We start from the raw sequence: 16,604 nt of genomic DNA on the forward strand, positions 1-16,604 counted from the left end.
TGCTCGCGAAGGGACATTACCTGCAACATTTCTGTTGCTTGACACACCGCTTCGCGAGCAGGCTCGCTCCCACATTTGACCTTATACAGTCAGTTATAGCGCTTTGACGTTGATGATTTCCACGTCAAAGGTCAGCGTCTTGCCTGCCAGCGGATGATTGAAATCAATGGTCACTTGCGCGTCATCGAATTCTTTCACCACGCCCGGCAGCTCAGTATTGGCCGCATCATTGAAGATCACCAGCAAACCCGGCGACAGCTCCATGTCGGTGAACTGTGAGCGCGGAATAACCTGCACATTTTGCGGGTTCGGCTGGCCGAAGGCGTTTTCAGGCTCGACGGTCAGGGTACGCTTGTCGCCGGCCTTGAAGCCGAACAATGCAGCTTCGAAACCCGGCAACAGGTTGCCATCGCCGACCTTGAAGGTCGCCGGGGCCTTGTCGAACGTGCTGTCGACGGTGTCGCCGTTTTCCAGGCGCAAGGCAAAGTGCAAGGTGACTTCCGTGTTCTGGCCGATGCGTTGCTCAGCCGATAACTGTTCAGTCATGAGCGGTCTCTTCGGTTTTCTTCGATTTGAACATGTCCAGTGCCAACATGATCGCACCAACGGTGATCGCGCTGTCGGCGATATTGAACGCCGGGAAGTACCAGCGGTTCTGCCAGTGCACCAGGATGAAGTCGATCACATGGCCCAGGGCAATGCGGTCATACAGGTTGCCCAGCGCGCCACCCAGCACCAGCGCCAACGCGACGGCCAGCCAGGTTTCGTTGCGCCCCAGCCGTTTTAGCCAGACCACCAGCACGGCACTGACCACAATCGCGATCAGGGCGAACAGCCAGCGCTGCCAGCCGGAGCTGTCAGCCAGGAAGCTGAACGCCGCGCCGGTGTTGTACGCCAGCGTCCAGCTGAACAGATCGGGGATCACCACGATCTGCTGAAACATTTCGAGCTTGTCTTCGAAGTAGAACTTGCTGGCCTGGTCAATGACCAGAACCAGCAAGCTCAACCAGAGCCAGCTCAGCCGTCCGAAACGGCCAACGGCATTAGGCATAGTGACGAACCTCGCCAGCGCCGCTGATGTTGTCGACGCAACGACCGCAGATTTCCGGATGCTCCGGGTTCACGCCGACGTCTTCGCGGCAATGCCAGCAACGCGCGCACTTGGGGAACGCAGATTTGACGATCTTCAATTTCAGACCGCTGACTTCTGTCACCACCGCATCGGCCGGAGCCTGAACGAACGGTGCAACGCTGGCGGTCGAGGTGATCAGTACAAAGCGCAGCTCGTTGCTCAGCTTGGCCAGATCGGCGCTCAGCGCCTCTTCGGCAAACAGCGTCACTTCGGCCTGCAGGTTGCCACCGACGGCTTTCGCCGCACGCTGGATTTCCATCTCTTTGTTGACCGCGACTTTCACTTCCATGATGCGATCCCAGTAGGCGCGGCCCAGCTCGAAACCTTCCGGCAGCTCGGTCAAACCTTCGTACCAGGTGTTGAGCATCACCGACTCGTTGCGCTCGCCCGGCAGGTATTGCCACAGCTCGTCGGCGGTGAAGGCGAGGATCGGCGCGATCCAGCGCACCAGCGCCTCGGAGATGTGGAACAGCGCAGTCTGGCAAGAGCGACGCGCCTTGCTGTCCGCGCCGGTGGTGTACTGGCGATCCTTGATGATATCGAGGTAGAAACCACCCAGCTCCTGCACGCAGAAGTTGTGGATCTTCGAGTAGACGTTCCAGAAACGGTATTCGCCGTAGTGCTCTTGCAGCTCGCGTTGCAGCAGCAGCGTGCGATCCACCGCCCAGCGATCCAGCGCCAGCATGTCTTCGGCCGGCAGCAGGTCAGTAGCCGGGTTGAAACCGGTCAGGTTCGAGAGCAGGAAACGCGCAGTGTTACGGATGCGACGATAAGCGTCCGCGCTGCGTTGCAGGATCTGCTCGGACACCGCCATTTCGCCGGAATAGTCGGTCGATGCGACCCACAGGCGCATGATATCGGCGCCCAGGGTGTCGTTGACTTTCTGCGGCGCGATCACGTTGCCCAGCGACTTGGACATCTTGCGGCCGGACTCGTCGACGGTGAAGCCGTGAGTCAGCAGTTCGCGGTACGGCGCGTGGTTGTCGATGGCGCAACCGGTGAGCAAGGAAGAGTGGAACCAGCCACGGTGCTGGTCGGAACCTTCCAGGTACAGATCGGCACGCGGGCCGGTCTCGTGGCCCATCGGGTGCGAACCGCGCAGGACGTGCCAGTGCGTGGTGCCCGAGTCGAACCAGACATCAAGGGTGTCGCTGATCTTTTCGTATTGCGGCGCTTCATCGCCCAGCAGTTCGGCGGCGTCGAGCTTGAACCAGGCTTCGATGCCTTCGACTTCAACGCGCCTGGCCACCTCTTCCATCAGTTCGACGGTACGTGGGTGCAGCTCGCCGCTTTCCTTGTTCAGGAAGAACGGGATCGGCACGCCCCAGTTACGCTGACGGGAGATGCACCAGTCCGGACGGTTGGCGATCATAGAGTGCAGACGCGCCTGGCCCCAGGCCGGAACGAACTTGGTGTTTTCGATGGCTTTGAGCGAGCGCACGCGCAGGGTGTCGCCGCTGGTTGGCTCTTTGTCCATGCCGATGAACCACTGCGCGGTGGCGCGATAGATCAACGGGGTCTTGTGGCGCCAGCAGTGCATGTAGCTGTGTTCGATGACGGTGGTGTGCATCAGCGCACCGACTTCGGTCAGCTTCTCGACGATCGCCGGGTTGGCCTTCCAGATGAACTGGCCGCCGAAAAATTCCAGCGACGGCACGTACACGCCGTTGCTTTGCACAGGGTTGAGGATGTCATCGTTGACCATGCCGTACTTCTTGCAGGTCACGAAGTCGTCCACGCCATAGGCCGGAGCGGAGTGAACCACACCGGTGCCAGCGCCCAGCTCGACGTAGTCAGCCAGATATACCGGCGACAGACGATCATAGAACGGGTGACGGAAGTTGATCAGCTCCAGCTCTTTACCGGTGGTGGTAGCGATGACCGAGCCTTCCACGCCATAGCGCGCCAGACAGGCTTCGACCAGTTCTTCGGCCAGCACCAGCAACTTGTCGCCGATATCAACCAGCGCGTAGTTGAATTCCGGGTGAACGTTCAAAGCCTGGTTGGCCGGGATGGTCCACGGGGTGGTGGTCCAGATCACGATCGATGCAGGTTTGCCCAGCGACGCCAGACCGAACGCGGCAGCCAGTCTGGCTTCGTCAGCGATCGGGAAAGCGACGTCGATGGTCGAGGACTTCTTGTTCTCGTATTCGACTTCCGCTTCAGCCAAAGCCGAACCGCAATCGAAGCACCAGTTCACAGGCTTGAGGCCCTTGAACACGAAGCCGCCCTTGACGATTTCGGCGAGGGCGCGGATTTCACCGGCCTCGTTTTTGAAGTCCATGGTCTTGTATGGATTGGCAAAGTCGCCCAACACACCCAGACGGATGAATTCGGACTTCTGCCCTTCGATCTGCTCGGTGGCGTAGGCACGGCACAGCTCGCGGGTTTTATCCGCGCCGAGATTCTTGCCGTGGGTCACTTCAACCTTGTGTTCGATCGGCAGGCCATGGCAGTCCCAGCCCGGGACATACGGTGCGTCGAAACCCGACAGGGTTTTCGAACGGATGATCATGTCCTTGAGAATCTTGTTCAGTGCATGACCGATGTGGATCGTGCCGTTGGCGTACGGAGGGCCGTCGTGCAGGACGAACTTCGGACGATCCTTGCCAATCTCGCGCAACTTTCCGTACAGGCCAATACTGTCCCAGCGCTGCAGGATCTGCGGTTCGCGCTGTGGCAGGCCGGCCTTCATTGGGAAGGCGGTGTCCGGAAGGTTAAGCGTGGCTTTATAGTCGGTCATTTAAGGCTCTTCATTAGCGATGGGCGCTAGGTGCGGCTAGTGCACGGGCGGTGGCGACATCCGCATTGATCGCCGTTTTCAATGCCTCCAGGGAGGCGAAGCGCTGCTCTTCACGCAGCTTTTGGTGGAAAACCACCGTCAGACGCCGGTCATACAGATCGCCGGCAAAATCGAGAAGATGAACTTCAAGGTGGGCCTTGCCGTCACCTTGAACCGTGGGCCGAACGCCGATGTTGGCGACGCCGGGCCAGGTCTTGCCGTCGATATCCACGTTCACCAGGTAAACCCCGGTGAACGGCACGCGACGACGTTTGAGCTGTATGTTGGCAGTGGGCGTTCCCAGTTGCCGGGCCAGTTTCTGGCCATGCAGCACGCGACCGGCGATCCGGTACGGGCGGCCGAGCAAACGTTCGGCCAAGGCAAAATCGGCGGCGGCCAACGCGTTGCGCACTTGCGTGCTGCTGACACGGATGCCGTCCAGCTCGACGGTTTGCGCGGCCTCGACGGTAAAACCGTGTACCTGCCCGGCTTGCAGCAGGAAGTCGAAATCGCCGAGGCGGTCGCAGCCGAAGCGGAAATCGTCCCCGACCTCCAGGTGCTGCACGCCAAGACCATCGACAAGAATGGTATCGACAAACTCACTGGCGCTGAGCTTGCTCAGGCGCTGGTTGAAGGCCAGGCACAAGACCCGGTCGACACCTTCGGCGGCCAGTAGCTGCAGCTTGTCGCGCAATCGGGCCAGACGCGCCGGCGCGGTGTCGGGGGCGAAAAATTCCCTCGGCTGCGGCTCGAAAATCACCACGCAGCTGGGTACGCCCAACTCGAGCGCACGCTCACGCAGTCGGGCCAGGATAGCCTGGTGACCACGGTGAACACCGTCAAAGTTGCCAATAGTGGCGACGCAGCCCCGATGCTGGGGGCGCAAGTTGTGGAGGCCTCGAACCAGCTGCATAACGCGCTTCTTGCTCATAAAGTGGTCGATTATAACCACACCCGACGGCCGACGACAGGCAACACCGTAACGCAAAGTGATCGAGCCGACAAAACTGCCGACCCGCTCCTGTTTGCAGCGACTGAAACCTCAGCTCAAGCCTTTGCGATTGAAGTCGCGCAGGCGGAAGCCGAGCAGCAGCAGCATACCGAAATACGCCACCACGCCGGCAACCACCAGTGCCCCCAGACGCAGGAAGCGCTCAAGCATGTGGCCCTGATCCCAGGCCGGCATGAAATGCATGCCGGCTAGCAACACCGCCGACATCACTGTCACGGCAACGACCAGCTTGAAGCCGAATTTCCCCCAGCCCGGCTGCGGCTGATACATCTTCTGCTTGCGCAGTTGATAAAACAGCAGACCAGCATTCAAGCAGGCACCGGCACTGATCGCCAGCGCCAGACCGGCGTGAGCCAACGGCCCGATCAATACCAGGTTGAACAGCTGAGTGCACACAAGAGTGAAAATTGCGATTTTCACCGGCGTGCGAATGTTTTGTTGCGCATAAAAGCCCGGGGCCAGCACCTTGATCACAATGATCCCGAGCAAACCGACAGAATAGGCAATCAGCGCACGCTGGGTCATCTGGGCATCGAAGCCACTGAACTCACCGTACTGGAACAGCGAAACCGTCAACGGCTCGGCAAGAATCCCCAATGCCAGTGCGCACGGCAGCACCAGCACAAAGCACAGGCGCAGGCCCCAGTCGAGAATCCGCGAATATTCGTGGCGATCCTTGCTGGCGTAAGTCCTGGCCAGTGTCGGCAGCAGAATCGTGCCCAGTGCCACCCCCAACACACCCGACGGCAATTCCATCAAACGGTCGGCGTAGTACATCCACGACACTGACCCGGCGACCAGAAACGAGGCGAAGATCGTGTTGATGATCAGCGAAATCTGGCTGACCGAAACCCCCAGGATCGCCGGCAACATTTGCTTCATCACCCGCCACACCCCGGTATCGCGCAGGTTCAGGCGCGGCAGCACCAGCATGCCGATTTTTTTCAGGTGCGGCAGTTGATAAAGCAGTTGCGCCAGACCACCGACCAACACCGCCCACCCGAGCGCCATGACCGGCGGATCGAAGTACGGCGTGAGGAACAGTGAAAACACGATCATGCTGACATTGAGCAGGGTCGGCACGAACGCCGGCACCGAGAAGCGGTTCCAGGTATTGAGTATCGCCCCGGCCAGCGAGGACAGGGAAATCAGCAATATATAAGGAAAGGTCACCCGCAACAGGTCGGAGGTGAGCTGGAATTTTTCCGGTGTATCGGTAAAACCGGGCGCGGTAGCCCAAATCACCCAGGGCGCGGCGATCATGCCCAGCACCGTGACCACGGCCAGCACAAGCGTCAGCAACCCCGAGACGTAGGCAATAAAGGTGCGCGTCGCCTCTTCGCCCTGCTGGCTTTTATATTCAGCCAGAATCGGCACGAAGGCTTGGGAGAATGCCCCCTCGGCAAAGATTCGCCGCAACAGATTGGGCAGTTTGAAGGCGATAAAGAAGGCATCGGTCGCCATCCCGGCGCCGAATGTCCGCGCGATCAGCGTGTCACGAACAAAACCCAGAATCCGGGAAAGCATCGTGATAGAGCTGACGGCGGCCAACGATTTGAGCAGATTCATTGAGAGAGTGTGTGCCTGTCGATAAACAGCAGGCGAACAATGCGCCTACTTGTGCGATACTCCGCGCCGCAGCAGCACAGAGCCAAAGCTCGCGAGTTTACAGGTCAAGCGCCGGAAATAAATATCCCGCCTCTTTATACCTACCACTTAGCGGAACGATTCAAGTGCCCTTGACAAGACAAGTCTTCATCGGCATGATTCGCGGCCTATTTTGTTTGCTATTTCCTAAAAAGTCTTTCGAGGAGCTCGACGGTGGCCAACTCACCTTCCGCCAAAAAACGTGCAAAACAGGCTGAGAAGCGTCGCAGCCACAACGCCAGCCTGCGTTCCATGGTTCGTACCTACATCAAGAATGTAGTTAAGGCCATTGACGCAAAAGACGCTGAAAAAGCTCAAGCTGCATACGTTCTGGCTGTGCCAGTTATCGACCGTATGGCCGATAAAGGCATCATCCACAAGAACAAGGCTGCTCGTCATAAGAGCCGTCTGAATGGCCACGTCAAGGCACTGAAAGAAGCTGCCTAAGCGACGTAGTCATTAAAAAACCGACCTCAGGGTCGGTTTTTTATTGCCTGCGATTTAACAAGCTACGCGCAAAAAAACTGTGGGAGCAAGCCTGCTCGCGAAAGAGGTCATATCAGTCGATATAAATATCAACTGACAGATCGCATTCGCGAGCAGGCTCGCTCCCACAGTTTGGGTTGGCGGCGCTTATTGCTGGACCGGCACCCACGGCAGGATCGGGATTGCCGTCACCGCATTCTGCGGACTGCCTTCAATCAGGCGATCGCTATAGACCAGATACACCAGCGTATTACGCCTCTCGTCGAGGAACCGCACCACCTGCATGGTCTTGAATACCAGGGAGGTGCGCTCTTTGAACACCTCGTCGCCATCCTTCAGCTCGCCCTTGAACTTGATCGGCCCGACCTGACGACAGGCGATCGACGCTTCGGCGCGATCCTCGGCCAGACCCAGACCACCCTTGACTCCACCGGTCTTGGCGCGCGACAGGTAGCAGGTCACACCCTCGACTTTCGGATCATCGAATGCCTCGACCACGATCCGGTCATTCGGCCCGACAAACTTGAACACTGTCGATACCTGACCGACTTCCTCGGCCGAGACCAGCAATGGCATTGCCATTAGCAGGCCCAACAATCCTTTCGCTACACGCATCGAATAGTCCTTACACCAGAATCAGGTTGTCACGGTGAACCAGTTCAGGCTCCGCCATGTACCCAAGCAAACCGACAATCGCATCCGACGACTGACCGATGATTTTTTGCGCTTCGAGCGCGCTGTAATTGGCCAGGCCACGGGCGATCTCGCGACCGTCAGGCGCCACGCAGACCACCATTTCACCGCGACGAAAGCTGCCCTGAACCAGTTTTACGCCTACCGGCAGCAGACTTTTGTTGCCTTTGGACAACGCCGATACCGCCCCCTCGTCCAGCACCAATGTGCCGCGTGTTTGCAGGTGCCCGGCCAGCCACTGCTTGCGCGCCGCGAGCATGCCGCGCTCTGGCGACAGCAGCGTGCCGATGCGCTCACCCACTTTAAGGCGATCGAGCACACGCTCAAGTCGCCCGCCAACGATGATGGTATGCGCACCGGAACGTGCCGCCAGTCGCGCAGCGCGCAACTTGGTCTGCATGCCGCCGCGCCCGAGCGCACCGCCGGTACCACCGGCGACTGCATCCAGCGTCGGATCATCGGCACGCGCCTCATAGATCATCTGCGCATCGGGATTGTTGCGCGGATCAGCGTCGAACATGCCGTCGCGATCAGTCAGAATCACCAACAGATCAGCCTCGACCAGGTTGGCCACCAGCGCCGCCAGCGTGTCGTTGTCACCAAAACGGATTTCGTCAGTGACCACGGTGTCGTTTTCGTTGATCACCGGAATTACTTTCAGCTCGACCAGCGCACGCAACGTGCTGCGGGCGTTCAGATAGCGCTTGCGATCGGACAGGTCGTCGTGGGTCAGGAGAATCTGCGCGGTGTGCCGGCCATGCTCGGCGAAGCTCGACTCCCACGCCTGCACAAGCCCCATCTGACCGATTGCCGCAGCCGCCTGAAGCTCATGCATCGCACTGGGTCGCGCGATCCAGCCCAAGCGACTCATGCCAGCCGCCACAGCCCCGGAGGACACCAGCACCAGCTCGACGCCCGCCTCATGCAACGCCACCATCTGCTCAACCCAGACACTCATTGCCGCGCGATCAAGCCCTTTGCCATCTGCTGTCAGCAAAGCGCTGCCGATCTTCACGACCCAACGCTGCGCACCCGTCACCTTGCTCCGCATCATCTTCAACCTTAGCTTGAGGACAGCGCGACCTGGCACTGCCCATAACGTTAATCGTGGCTATTGGTGACCAACGATCGATTTCCAGATACTAAAACGCCGCTCGATTGAGCGGCGTTCAAGTTTACTGCAACAGATCAGTCACGCACGTAAATGATTTCCGGACCGTCTTCGTCATCCACATCTTCTTCATCCCAGTCATCGTCGCCGATGTCATGGACCGACTTCACGCCACTGCGACGCAGGGCACGCTTGTCATCCAGCGCCTGCAACTGCGCGCGAGCTTCGTCTTCGATGCGCTGATCGAGATCGGCAAGCTCTTCCTTGTACGCCGGATCATTGGCCAGGCGATCGGCACGATCTTCCATGTAACGCATGATGTCATGGCACAGGCGCTCGGTACCGATCTTGGCAATGGCCGAGATCACGTACACCGGACCGGTCCACTCCAGACGATCGACGATTTCCTTGACGCGGGCATCGTGCTCTTCTTCAAGGATCTGGTCGCACTTGTTCAACACCAGCCAGCGATCACGCTCGGCCAGCGACGGGCTGAATTTGATCAACTCGTTGACGATCACTTCAGCAGCGTCCGGTGCACTGGAGTCGTCCAGCGGCGCCATGTCGACGAGGTGCAGCAGCAGACGCGTACGCGCCAGATGCTTGAGGAAGCGGATACCGAGACCGGCACCGTCGGAAGCACCTTCGATCAGACCCGGTATGTCGGCAATGACGAAGCTCTTCCAGCGATCGACGCTGACCACACCCAGGTTCGGCACCAGCGTGGTGAACGGGTAGTCTGCGACTTTCGGCTTGGCGGCCGACACCGAGCGGATAAAGGTACTTTTGCCGGCATTCGGCAACCCCAGCAGACCGACGTCGGCCAGCACCTTCATTTCCAGCTTCAGGTCACGCTGCTCGCCCGGCTTGCCCGGCGTCGTCTGGCGCGGTGCGCGATTGGTACTGGACTTGAAACGGGTGTTACCCAGACCGTGCCAACCGCCCTGCACCACCATCAGCTTCTGACCAGCCTTGGTCAGGTCACCAATGACTTCCTGGGTGGCAGAGTCGATGATCGTGGTGCCGACCGGCACGCGCAGGATCAGGTCTTCACCCTTCTTGCCGGTGCAGTCGGTGCTGCCGCCGTTGGAGCCACGCTCGGCATCGAAGTGCCGGGTGTAACGGTAGTCAACCAGGGTGTTGAGGTTTTCGTCGGCCATCATGTAGATGGAACCGCCGTCACCGCCATCACCGCCGTTCGGGCCGCCGTTTTCAATGAATTTTTCCCGACGGAAACTCATGCAGCCATTGCCGCCATCGCCGGCTTTTACGCGAATCGATACTTCATCAACAAACTTCATAACCAACGCCTCTCGCCATACGGACGAGCCGAAAAACAATCAAGACATAAGACTCTTGCAAAAATGAGCGCAGCGACCCCAAAACACGACCTGCATCGCACGCCGACAGCCCATACAAACAGCTTTGCAAGAGACTCACCCCACAAACGAAAAAGCCCCGTCGCGAGACAGGGCTTTTCCAGCGATCTCGCAGTTAGGCTGCGACAACGCTCACGTAACGGCGGTTGAACGCGCCTTTTACTTCAAACTTGATCACGCCTTCGATTTTCGCGAAGAGGGTGTGATCTTTACCCATGCCTACACCGTAACCGGCGTGGAATTGGGTGCCGCGCTGACGCACGATGATGTTGCCCGGAATGATTTTCTGGCCGCCATACATCTTGACGCCAAGGCGTTTGGCTTCTGAGTCGCGACCGTTACGGGTACTACCACCAGCTTTTTTGTGTGCCATGAGTTCAATTCTCCTAGTGAGGAATTAGGCTGTAATTAAGCCTGAATACCGGTGATTTTGATCTCGGTGAACCACTGGCGGTGGCCCATACGCTTCATGTGGTGCTTACGACGACGGAACTTGATGATGCGGACTTTATCGTGACGACCTTGGGAGATCACTTCAGCCTTGACGGTTGCGCCAGCAACAACTGGTGCGCCGATGTTCACGTCGTCGCCGTTGGCGACCAACAGAACGCGATCAAAAGTAACGGATTCGCCAGTAGCGATTTCCAGTTTTTCGATCTTCAGGTATTCACCTTCAGCGACCTTGTATTGCTTACCGCCGGTAACGATTACTGCGTACATGGTATTTCTCCGATAATCCTGCTCACCCAGCTCTTTATAGGAAGAGGTATTGGCTGGCATGGCTGCATGGGGCTGGAACGGCCCAAGTGCAATTGCGTAAGGCAGGTGCTGCCCAGGAAGTTCAGGGTGCGCGATTGTACGCAAGCCGCCGCAGGCTTGCAAGTGGCCGTCCATCGCGCCTTGACAGGTCTGGGAAGGGGTCCTAGCATGCCGCGCAACCCTTCTGGAGCGACTCTCGCTGATGCAACCCCAAGCTTTCTACCGCGCGGTGGCGGACGATTTTAGCGCCGTCGACGGCATCATCAAGAAGCAGCTGACGTCTCGAGTGCCGCTGGTATCGAAAATCGGCGATTACATCACTTCGGCCGGCGGCAAACGCCTGCGTCCTTTATTAGTGTTGCTGTGCGGCAAGGCCCTGGGTCGCGAAGGCGACGACATGCGCCTGCTGGCTGCCACCATCGAATTCCTGCACACCGCGACCCTGCTGCATGACGACGTCGTCGACATGTCCGGTATGCGCCGTGGCCGCTCGACCGCCAACGCCATGTGGGGCAACGCCCCGAGCGTGCTGGTCGGCGATTTCCTGTACTCGCGCTCGTTCGAAATGATGGTCGAACTGGGCTCGATGCCGGTGATGAAAATCCTGTCTCAGGCCACGCGCATCATCGCTGAAGGCGAAGTCTTGCAGCTGTCCAAGGTGCGCGACGCCAGCACCACCGAAGAAACCTACATGGAAGTCATCCGCGGCAAGACCGCGATGCTCTTCGAAGCGTCGACCCACAGCGCTGCTGCCCTCGCCGGTGCGACTGCCGAGCAGAGCGAAGCCCTGCGCACCTTCGGTGATCACTTGGGCGTCGCGTTCCAACTGGTCGATGACCTGCTTGATTACAAGGGCGACGCAGAAACCCTGGGCAAGAACGTCGGCGACGATCTGGCCGAAGGCAAGCCGACCCTGCCGCTGATCTACACCATGCGCGAGGGCACGCCCGAGCAGGCCGCACTGGTGCGCCAGGCGATCCAGAAAGGCGGGATCGAAGATCTGGAAAGCATCCGCATCGCAGTTGAAGCGTCCGGTTCGCTGGAGTACACCGCACAACTGGCCCGTGATTACGTGGCCCGTGCAATCAAGTGCCTGGATGCGCTGCCCGCCAGCGAATACCGCGATGCACTGGTTGAATTGAGTGAGTTTGCGGTCGCGCGTACGCATTGATTCTGCCTCTTGTGGGAGCGAGCCTGCTCGCGAAAGCGATCTACCCGTCGGCATCAATGCTGACTGACTGGACGCCTTCGCGAGCAGGCTCGCTCCCACAGTTGTTTCTGCGCTATGACCTCCTTCGCGTAAAACCCTATACAATGTGCGACTTTTAGTGATCCCCACCAAGGAGCCTTAGTGAGCACGTTGCCACCCTGCCCGAAATGCAATTCCGAATACACCTACGAAGACGGCACCCAACTGGTGTGCCCAGAGTGCGCTCATGAGTGGTCAGCCACGGGCGAAGCCGAAGCAGCCGCTGATGATGCCGTGAAGAAAGATTCGGTCGGCAACGTCCTGCAGGACGGCGACACCATCACCGTGATCAAGGACCTGAAGGTCAAGGGCACTTCGCTGGTGGTCAAGGTCGGCACCAAGGTCAAGAACATCCGCCTGTGCGATGGCGATCACGACATCGACTGCAAGATCGACGGCATCGGTCCGATGAAACTCAAATCCGAGTTCGTCAGAAAAGTCTGAGCCTGTTGTCATCCATCCCGCGCCAGCCGTGGGATGGAAGCTTCGCCCTCTGCGCTTCGCCTCAAAGAACCCTCTGTTTGTCCATTCGCGAGCAGGCTTGCTCCCACAGAACAATCTTAATCCGCCGATAGGCACTTGCTATTTTACGAATAAGAATTATTCTCATTGAAACCCTTCAAGGAGATGAGAACCATGACTTATTTGATCGACGCCTGGCTGGATCGCCCACACCCTTACCTCAGAATCCTCCATCGGGAGACCGGCGAAGTCTGTGCGGTGCTTGAAGAAGAAGCCTTGCACGAGCTGCAGGATCAGGGAGACCTGGACGTCAGCAGCCTCAATTCCAGCGAGCCACTGGTGCTCAAGGAGCTGGTGCGCAATCTGTTCCTGTTCTGCTATGCCAGAGCCTTGCGCCCGGCCAGTGAGTTGCACAACAAGATCGAAATATGAATCGCGTTGAAACCTGTGGGATTGAGCCTGCTCGCGAAGACGGATTTCCAGTCGACGATTGAGTTGACTGAGACATCGCTTTCGCGAGCAGGCTCGCTCCTACAGGGGTAAGCCCGCCATGACGGCAGGCTCGGTGTTACAGAACTTCCAGCAGCTCGACGTCGAATACCAGAACGCTGTGCGGCGGGATGCTGCCAACGCCTTGAGCGCCGTAAGCCAATTCGCTCGGCACGTACAGACGCCATTTGCTGCCGGCGTTCATCAGTTGCAGGGCTTCGGTCCAGCCGGCGATCACGCCGCCGACCGGGAATTCTGCAGGCTGGCCGCGCTCGTAGGAGCTGTCAAACACAGTGCCGTCGATCAGTGTGCCGTGGTAGTGCGTGCGCACAGTGTCTTCGCGGGATGGCTTGGCGCCTTCGCCCTGAGTCAGCACTTCAAATTGCAGGCCCGAAGCCAGAGTGGTGATGCCGTCACGCTTGGCGTTTTCAGCCAGGAAAGCCAGGCCTTCGCCAGCGGCAGCTTCTGCCTTGGCAGCCGCTTCGGCTTGCATGATTTCGCGGATCACCTTGAAGCTGGCGGACATTTCTTCCTGACCCACACGGCTTGGCTGGCCGCCGAACGCGTCGGTCAGACCTGCCAGGATGGCGTTCAGGTCAACGCCCGGTGGCGGGTTGTCGCGCAGCTGGTCGCCCAACTGACGGCCGATGCCGTAGCTGACGCGGGTTTCGTCGGTGGACAGATTTACTTCGGACATGACACTGCTCCGCTGTGCGGACGGCCACAAGACTTGCCGTGCGTGCACAGCGCGTCCCGGCGCGCCCGGAACCAAAAGGGCGAGCAGACTAGCACAGATGCTCAATCATTGGCGCTCGCGCCAAAGCACAGGCCACAAACGAAGCCGCCCGTCTGTTTCACAACAGACGGGCGGCCGATTGATCGGTCAACAACCTGATCAATGCTTGGTGACTTTGTCCAGATAACCCATCGCGAACGCGGAAATCACGAACGTCATGTGGATGATCACGTACCACATCAGATGCTCGGGATCGACATTCTTGGCGTCCATGAAAATGCGCAGCAGATGGATCGAGGAAATCGCCACGATCGAGGCCGCCACCTTCATCTTCAGCGAAGACGAATCCATGGTGCCCAGCCAACTGAGCTTTTCCTTGCCTTCGTCAATGTCCAGTTGCGAAACAAAGTTTTCGTAGCCGGAAATCATCACCATCACCAACAGACCACCGACCAGCGCCATGTCGATCAGCGACAGCAGCACCAGGATCAGCTCCGATTCGGCCATCGCGAAGACGTTGGGAAGGATATGCACGATTTCCTGGAAAAACTTCAATGCCAGCGCCAGCAAACCGAGGGATAGACCGATGTAGATCGGCGCCAGCAGCCAGCGGGTGGCGTACATTGCATTTTCAATAAAGCGTTCCATTGGGTCTCACACAGGGGGCTGGAAATGGCGGGGAGTATAACAGCCCGCCATGACAGCCAGAAACCGCCGAAAAATCCGCGACCTGCGTGTGTGTGACAAGGTTTTTCTGCTAGTGTCCAAACCATTGACACCCCAGTAATACTGGACAGGACGCGTGGAAATGGATGTGCGATTACCGTGGACGACCGCCTCAATCTGCCTGGCCCTGCTGTTGGGCGGCTGCTCGCCCGGCGATGAGAAGCACGTCGCCAGCCTCGACGAAAAAACAGCGACCTTTGAACAGTCACTGGACGCGATCAGCGATCCGAAACTCAAGGACGCCGTCACTGAACTCGGCGGTTCGCTGCTGTTGCTGGAAAGAGCCCGGCTCAAGCTCGACGACATCACGCCCCATACCGAATACGGCGAAGACGCCCTCGCCGTGCTCAAGCACTACCCTGCCCCGCAGGCGCTGGTCGATACCTTCATCAATGGGTTGTTCGTGCTGCACAAGGACGCCAGCTCCGATTACCTCACCGACCTGCAACCGGTCTTCCCGCTCAACCTCGACATACCCGGCGGCTTCCTGTTTCCGCACGGTATCGAATGGCGCTCGGTGACGCTGAGCAACAAACGCGTCATCGCCTATCAGCCGGAATGGTCGGAAACCGATCCCGGCATTCAGCTCAGCCCGTCCAGTTCCAACGTGACCAACCCCGACGATCTGACCGTCACCTACCCGTTCATCGATGGTTTGAATGTCGACAAGAAAACCCTGCCGCAACCGGTCAGCTTGCAAGGCCAGATCGAAGTCATCGCGCCACGGCGGCTGTACAGTTTCGACCTGACGCAAAAAGACGTCGGCCAGACCCGCACCAACGACAACCTCAGCGTCAAACTGCTGAAGCTTGCGAAGAACTACGCTGAAGTCGAAGTCAGCAACAGTCTGCCGCTGGCTGCCGAAGTGGCCGATAGCCGCATCAATCCACTGATCGTCCAGGCCCGCGACGCCACTGGTCAATACCTGGTGCGCGCCGGCTCGATCAACGAAAGCCCGGAGCAGGTCGCGTTCTATCAAAAGCAACTGGCGCAGCTGCAAAAGCAGAAGAGCTGGAGCGATACGCTGGAAAAGCAGCTCAGCGACGATCAGCAAGCATTCGAAAAAGAGCACCCGCGCCGCTACAACAAGGTGTATTTCCACGGCCCCATCGAAACACTGGAAATCAGCGTACTCGACTTCTCCTCGGCGACCGTAACGCGCAAAGACCTGGACCTGCCGATTCGCACGTTCAATCCGCGCACCACGGCAAAAGTCGTTCAGCCGCTCGACCTGCCAGTGGTGGTTTACGACGATCAGGCCCGTAACTGGCTCAAGGGCGCGAGCCTGACGGAAGAGCAGCTGAAGGCCGGCGTGCGCATTCATCAGTCCGTGGAAGAACCGAGCGCGGCGCGTATCGAGTTTTCTCACCGCCGCACCTTCAACGATGAAATGCTCGGCGACGAGTTCAATCCCGGCGTTAGCCCCGTCACCTTCTTTACTGAAAAGCGTGGCGGCAAACTGGACGAACCGATCGAACTGCCGCCCGAGGCTTATCAGGTCGATCCGCTGCGCGCGACCATTACTTACGATCTGAACCTGTTCCCCGAAACACCGGAGATTGCCGTAGGCTCGATGCCGTTGTTTCTGGCCACAGTGGCCCGACAGAGCTACGACGCGCAGTCATTGCCCAAAGGTCTGAAGATCAACGACAACACGCTGGTGGTGGATCGCAACATGTTCCCGGCCAACGAATGGCGCTTTTTCGTCAAGGACGACAGCGGGCATTACCTCAAACAGATTCTGTCGGTCAGCCACGACGCAAGCACAGAAGGCCCGGCGTTGTTTGCCGTGCACTATTTTTACGGTCGCCCAACCCAGGTGGAAAGCTATCAGCGAACTGACCTCGCCACCGTGCAATACGGGTTCGAGGTCAAGCTCGACAAAGCGCCGACGGACGATGTTGCTCCTTGAAGGGCCAGATCAAAAGATCGCAGCCTGCG

General features: G+C 58.7%; 17 protein-coding genes. 5 read left to right on the forward strand and 12 right to left on the reverse strand.

Features of this window, described 5'->3' with window-relative positions; translation table 11 throughout:
- Window positions 1–93: 93 nt before the first annotated feature.
- From fkpB to murJ, 5 genes are all read right to left on the reverse strand, one after another.
- Entirely contained in the window at window positions 94–546 is a 453-nt protein-coding gene (gene fkpB / locus HU727_RS13565; RefSeq protein ID WP_186532454.1) for an FKBP-type peptidyl-prolyl cis-trans isomerase, read from the reverse strand.
- On the reverse strand, window positions 539–1,051 hold the full coding sequence (gene lspA, locus HU727_RS13570; RefSeq protein ID WP_186532453.1) for a signal peptidase II: 513 nt from the start codon (window positions 1,049–1,051) through the stop codon (window positions 539–541). Before lspA ends, fkpB begins: the two co-directional genes overlap by 8 nt.
- Window positions 1,044–3,875 (reverse strand): isoleucine--tRNA ligase, encoded by a 2,832-nt coding sequence (gene ileS / locus HU727_RS13575; protein WP_186532452.1) that lies wholly within the window; start codon window positions 3,873–3,875, stop codon window positions 1,044–1,046. Before ileS ends, lspA begins: the two co-directional genes overlap by 8 nt.
- A 13-nt stretch (window positions 3,876–3,888) precedes the next feature.
- Window positions 3,889–4,827, reverse strand: a complete 939-nt coding sequence (gene ribF / locus HU727_RS13580) for a bifunctional riboflavin kinase/FAD synthetase (protein ID WP_186532451.1) — start codon at window positions 4,825–4,827, stop codon at window positions 3,889–3,891.
- Window positions 4,828–4,956: 129 nt separating this feature from the next.
- Complete coding sequence (murJ, locus tag HU727_RS13585; protein WP_186532450.1) at window positions 4,957–6,495, reverse strand: murein biosynthesis integral membrane protein MurJ; 1,539 nt, start codon at window positions 6,493–6,495, stop codon at window positions 4,957–4,959.
- Window positions 6,496–6,747: 252 nt separating this feature from the next.
- On the opposite strand from murJ, the gene rpsT reads away from it, so the two are divergent.
- The gene (gene rpsT, locus HU727_RS13590; RefSeq protein ID WP_003228351.1) at window positions 6,748–7,020 is read left to right on the forward strand and encodes a 30S ribosomal protein S20; all 273 of its coding nucleotides are present in this window, start codon (window positions 6,748–6,750) and stop codon (window positions 7,018–7,020) included.
- Window positions 7,021–7,206: 186 nt separating this feature from the next.
- On the opposite strand, the gene HU727_RS13595 is transcribed toward rpsT, so the two are convergent.
- The 5 genes from HU727_RS13595 to rplU all read right to left on the reverse strand — a co-directional run bounded on the left by HU727_RS13595 (window position 7,207) and on the right by rplU (window position 10,962).
- Window positions 7,207–7,674: a CreA family protein gene (locus HU727_RS13595; RefSeq protein WP_186532449.1), complete on the reverse strand. Its 468-nt coding sequence runs from the start codon at window positions 7,672–7,674 to the stop codon at window positions 7,207–7,209.
- 10 nt (window positions 7,675–7,684) lie between these two features.
- Window positions 7,685–8,803 (reverse strand): glutamate 5-kinase, encoded by a 1,119-nt coding sequence (proB, locus tag HU727_RS13600; protein ID WP_186532448.1) that lies wholly within the window; start codon window positions 8,801–8,803, stop codon window positions 7,685–7,687.
- A 137-nt stretch (window positions 8,804–8,940) separates the two neighbouring features.
- Window positions 8,941–10,164: an Obg family GTPase CgtA gene (gene cgtA / locus HU727_RS13605; RefSeq protein WP_186532447.1), complete on the reverse strand. Its 1,224-nt coding sequence runs from the start codon at window positions 10,162–10,164 to the stop codon at window positions 8,941–8,943.
- A 193-nt stretch (window positions 10,165–10,357) separates the two neighbouring features.
- Complete coding sequence (gene rpmA, locus HU727_RS13610; RefSeq protein WP_003176049.1) at window positions 10,358–10,615, reverse strand: 50S ribosomal protein L27; 258 nt, start codon at window positions 10,613–10,615, stop codon at window positions 10,358–10,360.
- A gap of 35 nt (window positions 10,616–10,650) precedes the next feature.
- Window positions 10,651–10,962: a 50S ribosomal protein L21 gene (gene rplU / locus HU727_RS13615; protein WP_007924746.1), complete on the reverse strand. Its 312-nt coding sequence runs from the start codon at window positions 10,960–10,962 to the stop codon at window positions 10,651–10,653.
- A gap of 241 nt (window positions 10,963–11,203) precedes the next feature.
- Here rplU and HU727_RS13620 point away from each other — a divergent pair, with 241 nt between their 5' ends.
- The 3 genes from HU727_RS13620 (at window position 11,204) to HU727_RS13630 (ending at window position 13,144) form a co-directional block, all read left to right on the forward strand.
- Entirely contained in the window at window positions 11,204–12,172 is a 969-nt protein-coding gene (locus HU727_RS13620) for a polyprenyl synthetase family protein (RefSeq protein WP_007950962.1), read from the forward strand.
- 180 nt (window positions 12,173–12,352) lie between these two features.
- The gene (locus HU727_RS13625) at window positions 12,353–12,694 is read left to right on the forward strand and encodes a zinc ribbon domain-containing protein YjdM (RefSeq protein ID WP_186532446.1); all 342 of its coding nucleotides are present in this window, start codon (window positions 12,353–12,355) and stop codon (window positions 12,692–12,694) included.
- A gap of 192 nt (window positions 12,695–12,886) precedes the next feature.
- On the forward strand, window positions 12,887–13,144 hold the full coding sequence (locus HU727_RS13630; protein WP_186532445.1) for a PA4570 family protein: 258 nt from the start codon (window positions 12,887–12,889) through the stop codon (window positions 13,142–13,144).
- Between the two features lie 136 nt (window positions 13,145–13,280).
- Here the strand turns inward: HU727_RS13630 and bamJ are convergent, their stop codons facing one another.
- Both bamJ and HU727_RS13640 read right to left on the reverse strand, forming a co-directional pair.
- On the reverse strand, window positions 13,281–13,898 hold the full coding sequence (bamJ, locus tag HU727_RS13635) for a BamJ family beta-barrel-assembly machinery protein (protein WP_186532444.1): 618 nt from the start codon (window positions 13,896–13,898) through the stop codon (window positions 13,281–13,283).
- A gap of 198 nt (window positions 13,899–14,096) precedes the next feature.
- The gene (locus HU727_RS13640) at window positions 14,097–14,585 is read right to left on the reverse strand and encodes a TIGR00645 family protein (RefSeq protein WP_090286455.1); all 489 of its coding nucleotides are present in this window, start codon (window positions 14,583–14,585) and stop codon (window positions 14,097–14,099) included.
- Between the two features lie 160 nt (window positions 14,586–14,745).
- On the opposite strand from HU727_RS13640, the gene HU727_RS13645 reads away from it, so the two are divergent.
- Window positions 14,746–16,575 carry a hypothetical protein gene (locus HU727_RS13645; RefSeq protein ID WP_186532443.1) on the forward strand — a complete coding sequence of 610 codons (1,830 nt, stop codon included), beginning with the start codon at window positions 14,746–14,748 and terminating at the stop codon, window positions 16,573–16,575.
- Window positions 16,576–16,604 lie beyond the last annotated feature (29 nt).

This window comes from Pseudomonas khorasanensis, from assembly GCF_014268505.2.
GTDB lineage: Bacteria > Pseudomonadota > Gammaproteobacteria > Pseudomonadales > Pseudomonadaceae > Aquipseudomonas > Aquipseudomonas khorasanensis.

Coding starts and splice junctions, on each gene's coding strand:
- fkpB (WP_186532454.1), bottom strand. CDS start 546: ATGACTGAACAGTTATCGGCTGAGCAACGCATCGGCCAGAACACGGAA.
- ribF (WP_186532451.1), bottom strand. CDS start 4,827: ATGCAGCTGGTTCGAGGCCTCCACAACTTGCGCCCCCAGCATCGGGGC.
- HU727_RS13645 (WP_186532443.1), top strand. CDS start 14,746: ATGGATGTGCGATTACCGTGGACGACCGCCTCAATCTGCCTGGCCCTG.
- HU727_RS13595 (WP_186532449.1), bottom strand. CDS start 7,674: ATGCGTGTAGCGAAAGGATTGTTGGGCCTGCTAATGGCAATGCCATTG.
- rplU (WP_007924746.1), bottom strand. CDS start 10,962: ATGTACGCAGTAATCGTTACCGGCGGTAAGCAATACAAGGTCGCTGAA.
- HU727_RS13640 (WP_090286455.1), bottom strand. CDS start 14,585: ATGGAACGCTTTATTGAAAATGCAATGTACGCCACCCGCTGGCTGCTG.
- HU727_RS13620 (WP_007950962.1), top strand. CDS start 11,204: ATGCAACCCCAAGCTTTCTACCGCGCGGTGGCGGACGATTTTAGCGCC.
- cgtA (WP_186532447.1), bottom strand. CDS start 10,164: ATGAAGTTTGTTGATGAAGTATCGATTCGCGTAAAAGCCGGCGATGGC.
- lspA (WP_186532453.1), bottom strand. CDS start 1,051: ATGCCTAATGCCGTTGGCCGTTTCGGACGGCTGAGCTGGCTCTGGTTG.
- proB (WP_186532448.1), bottom strand. CDS start 8,803: ATGCGGAGCAAGGTGACGGGTGCGCAGCGTTGGGTCGTGAAGATCGGC.
- ileS (WP_186532452.1), bottom strand. CDS start 3,875: ATGACCGACTATAAAGCCACGCTTAACCTTCCGGACACCGCCTTCCCA.
- rpmA (WP_003176049.1), bottom strand. CDS start 10,615: ATGGCACACAAAAAAGCTGGTGGTAGTACCCGTAACGGTCGCGACTCA.
- murJ (WP_186532450.1), bottom strand. CDS start 6,495: ATGAATCTGCTCAAATCGTTGGCCGCCGTCAGCTCTATCACGATGCTT.
- bamJ (WP_186532444.1), bottom strand. CDS start 13,898: ATGTCCGAAGTAAATCTGTCCACCGACGAAACCCGCGTCAGCTACGGC.
- HU727_RS13630 (WP_186532445.1), top strand. CDS start 12,887: ATGACTTATTTGATCGACGCCTGGCTGGATCGCCCACACCCTTACCTC.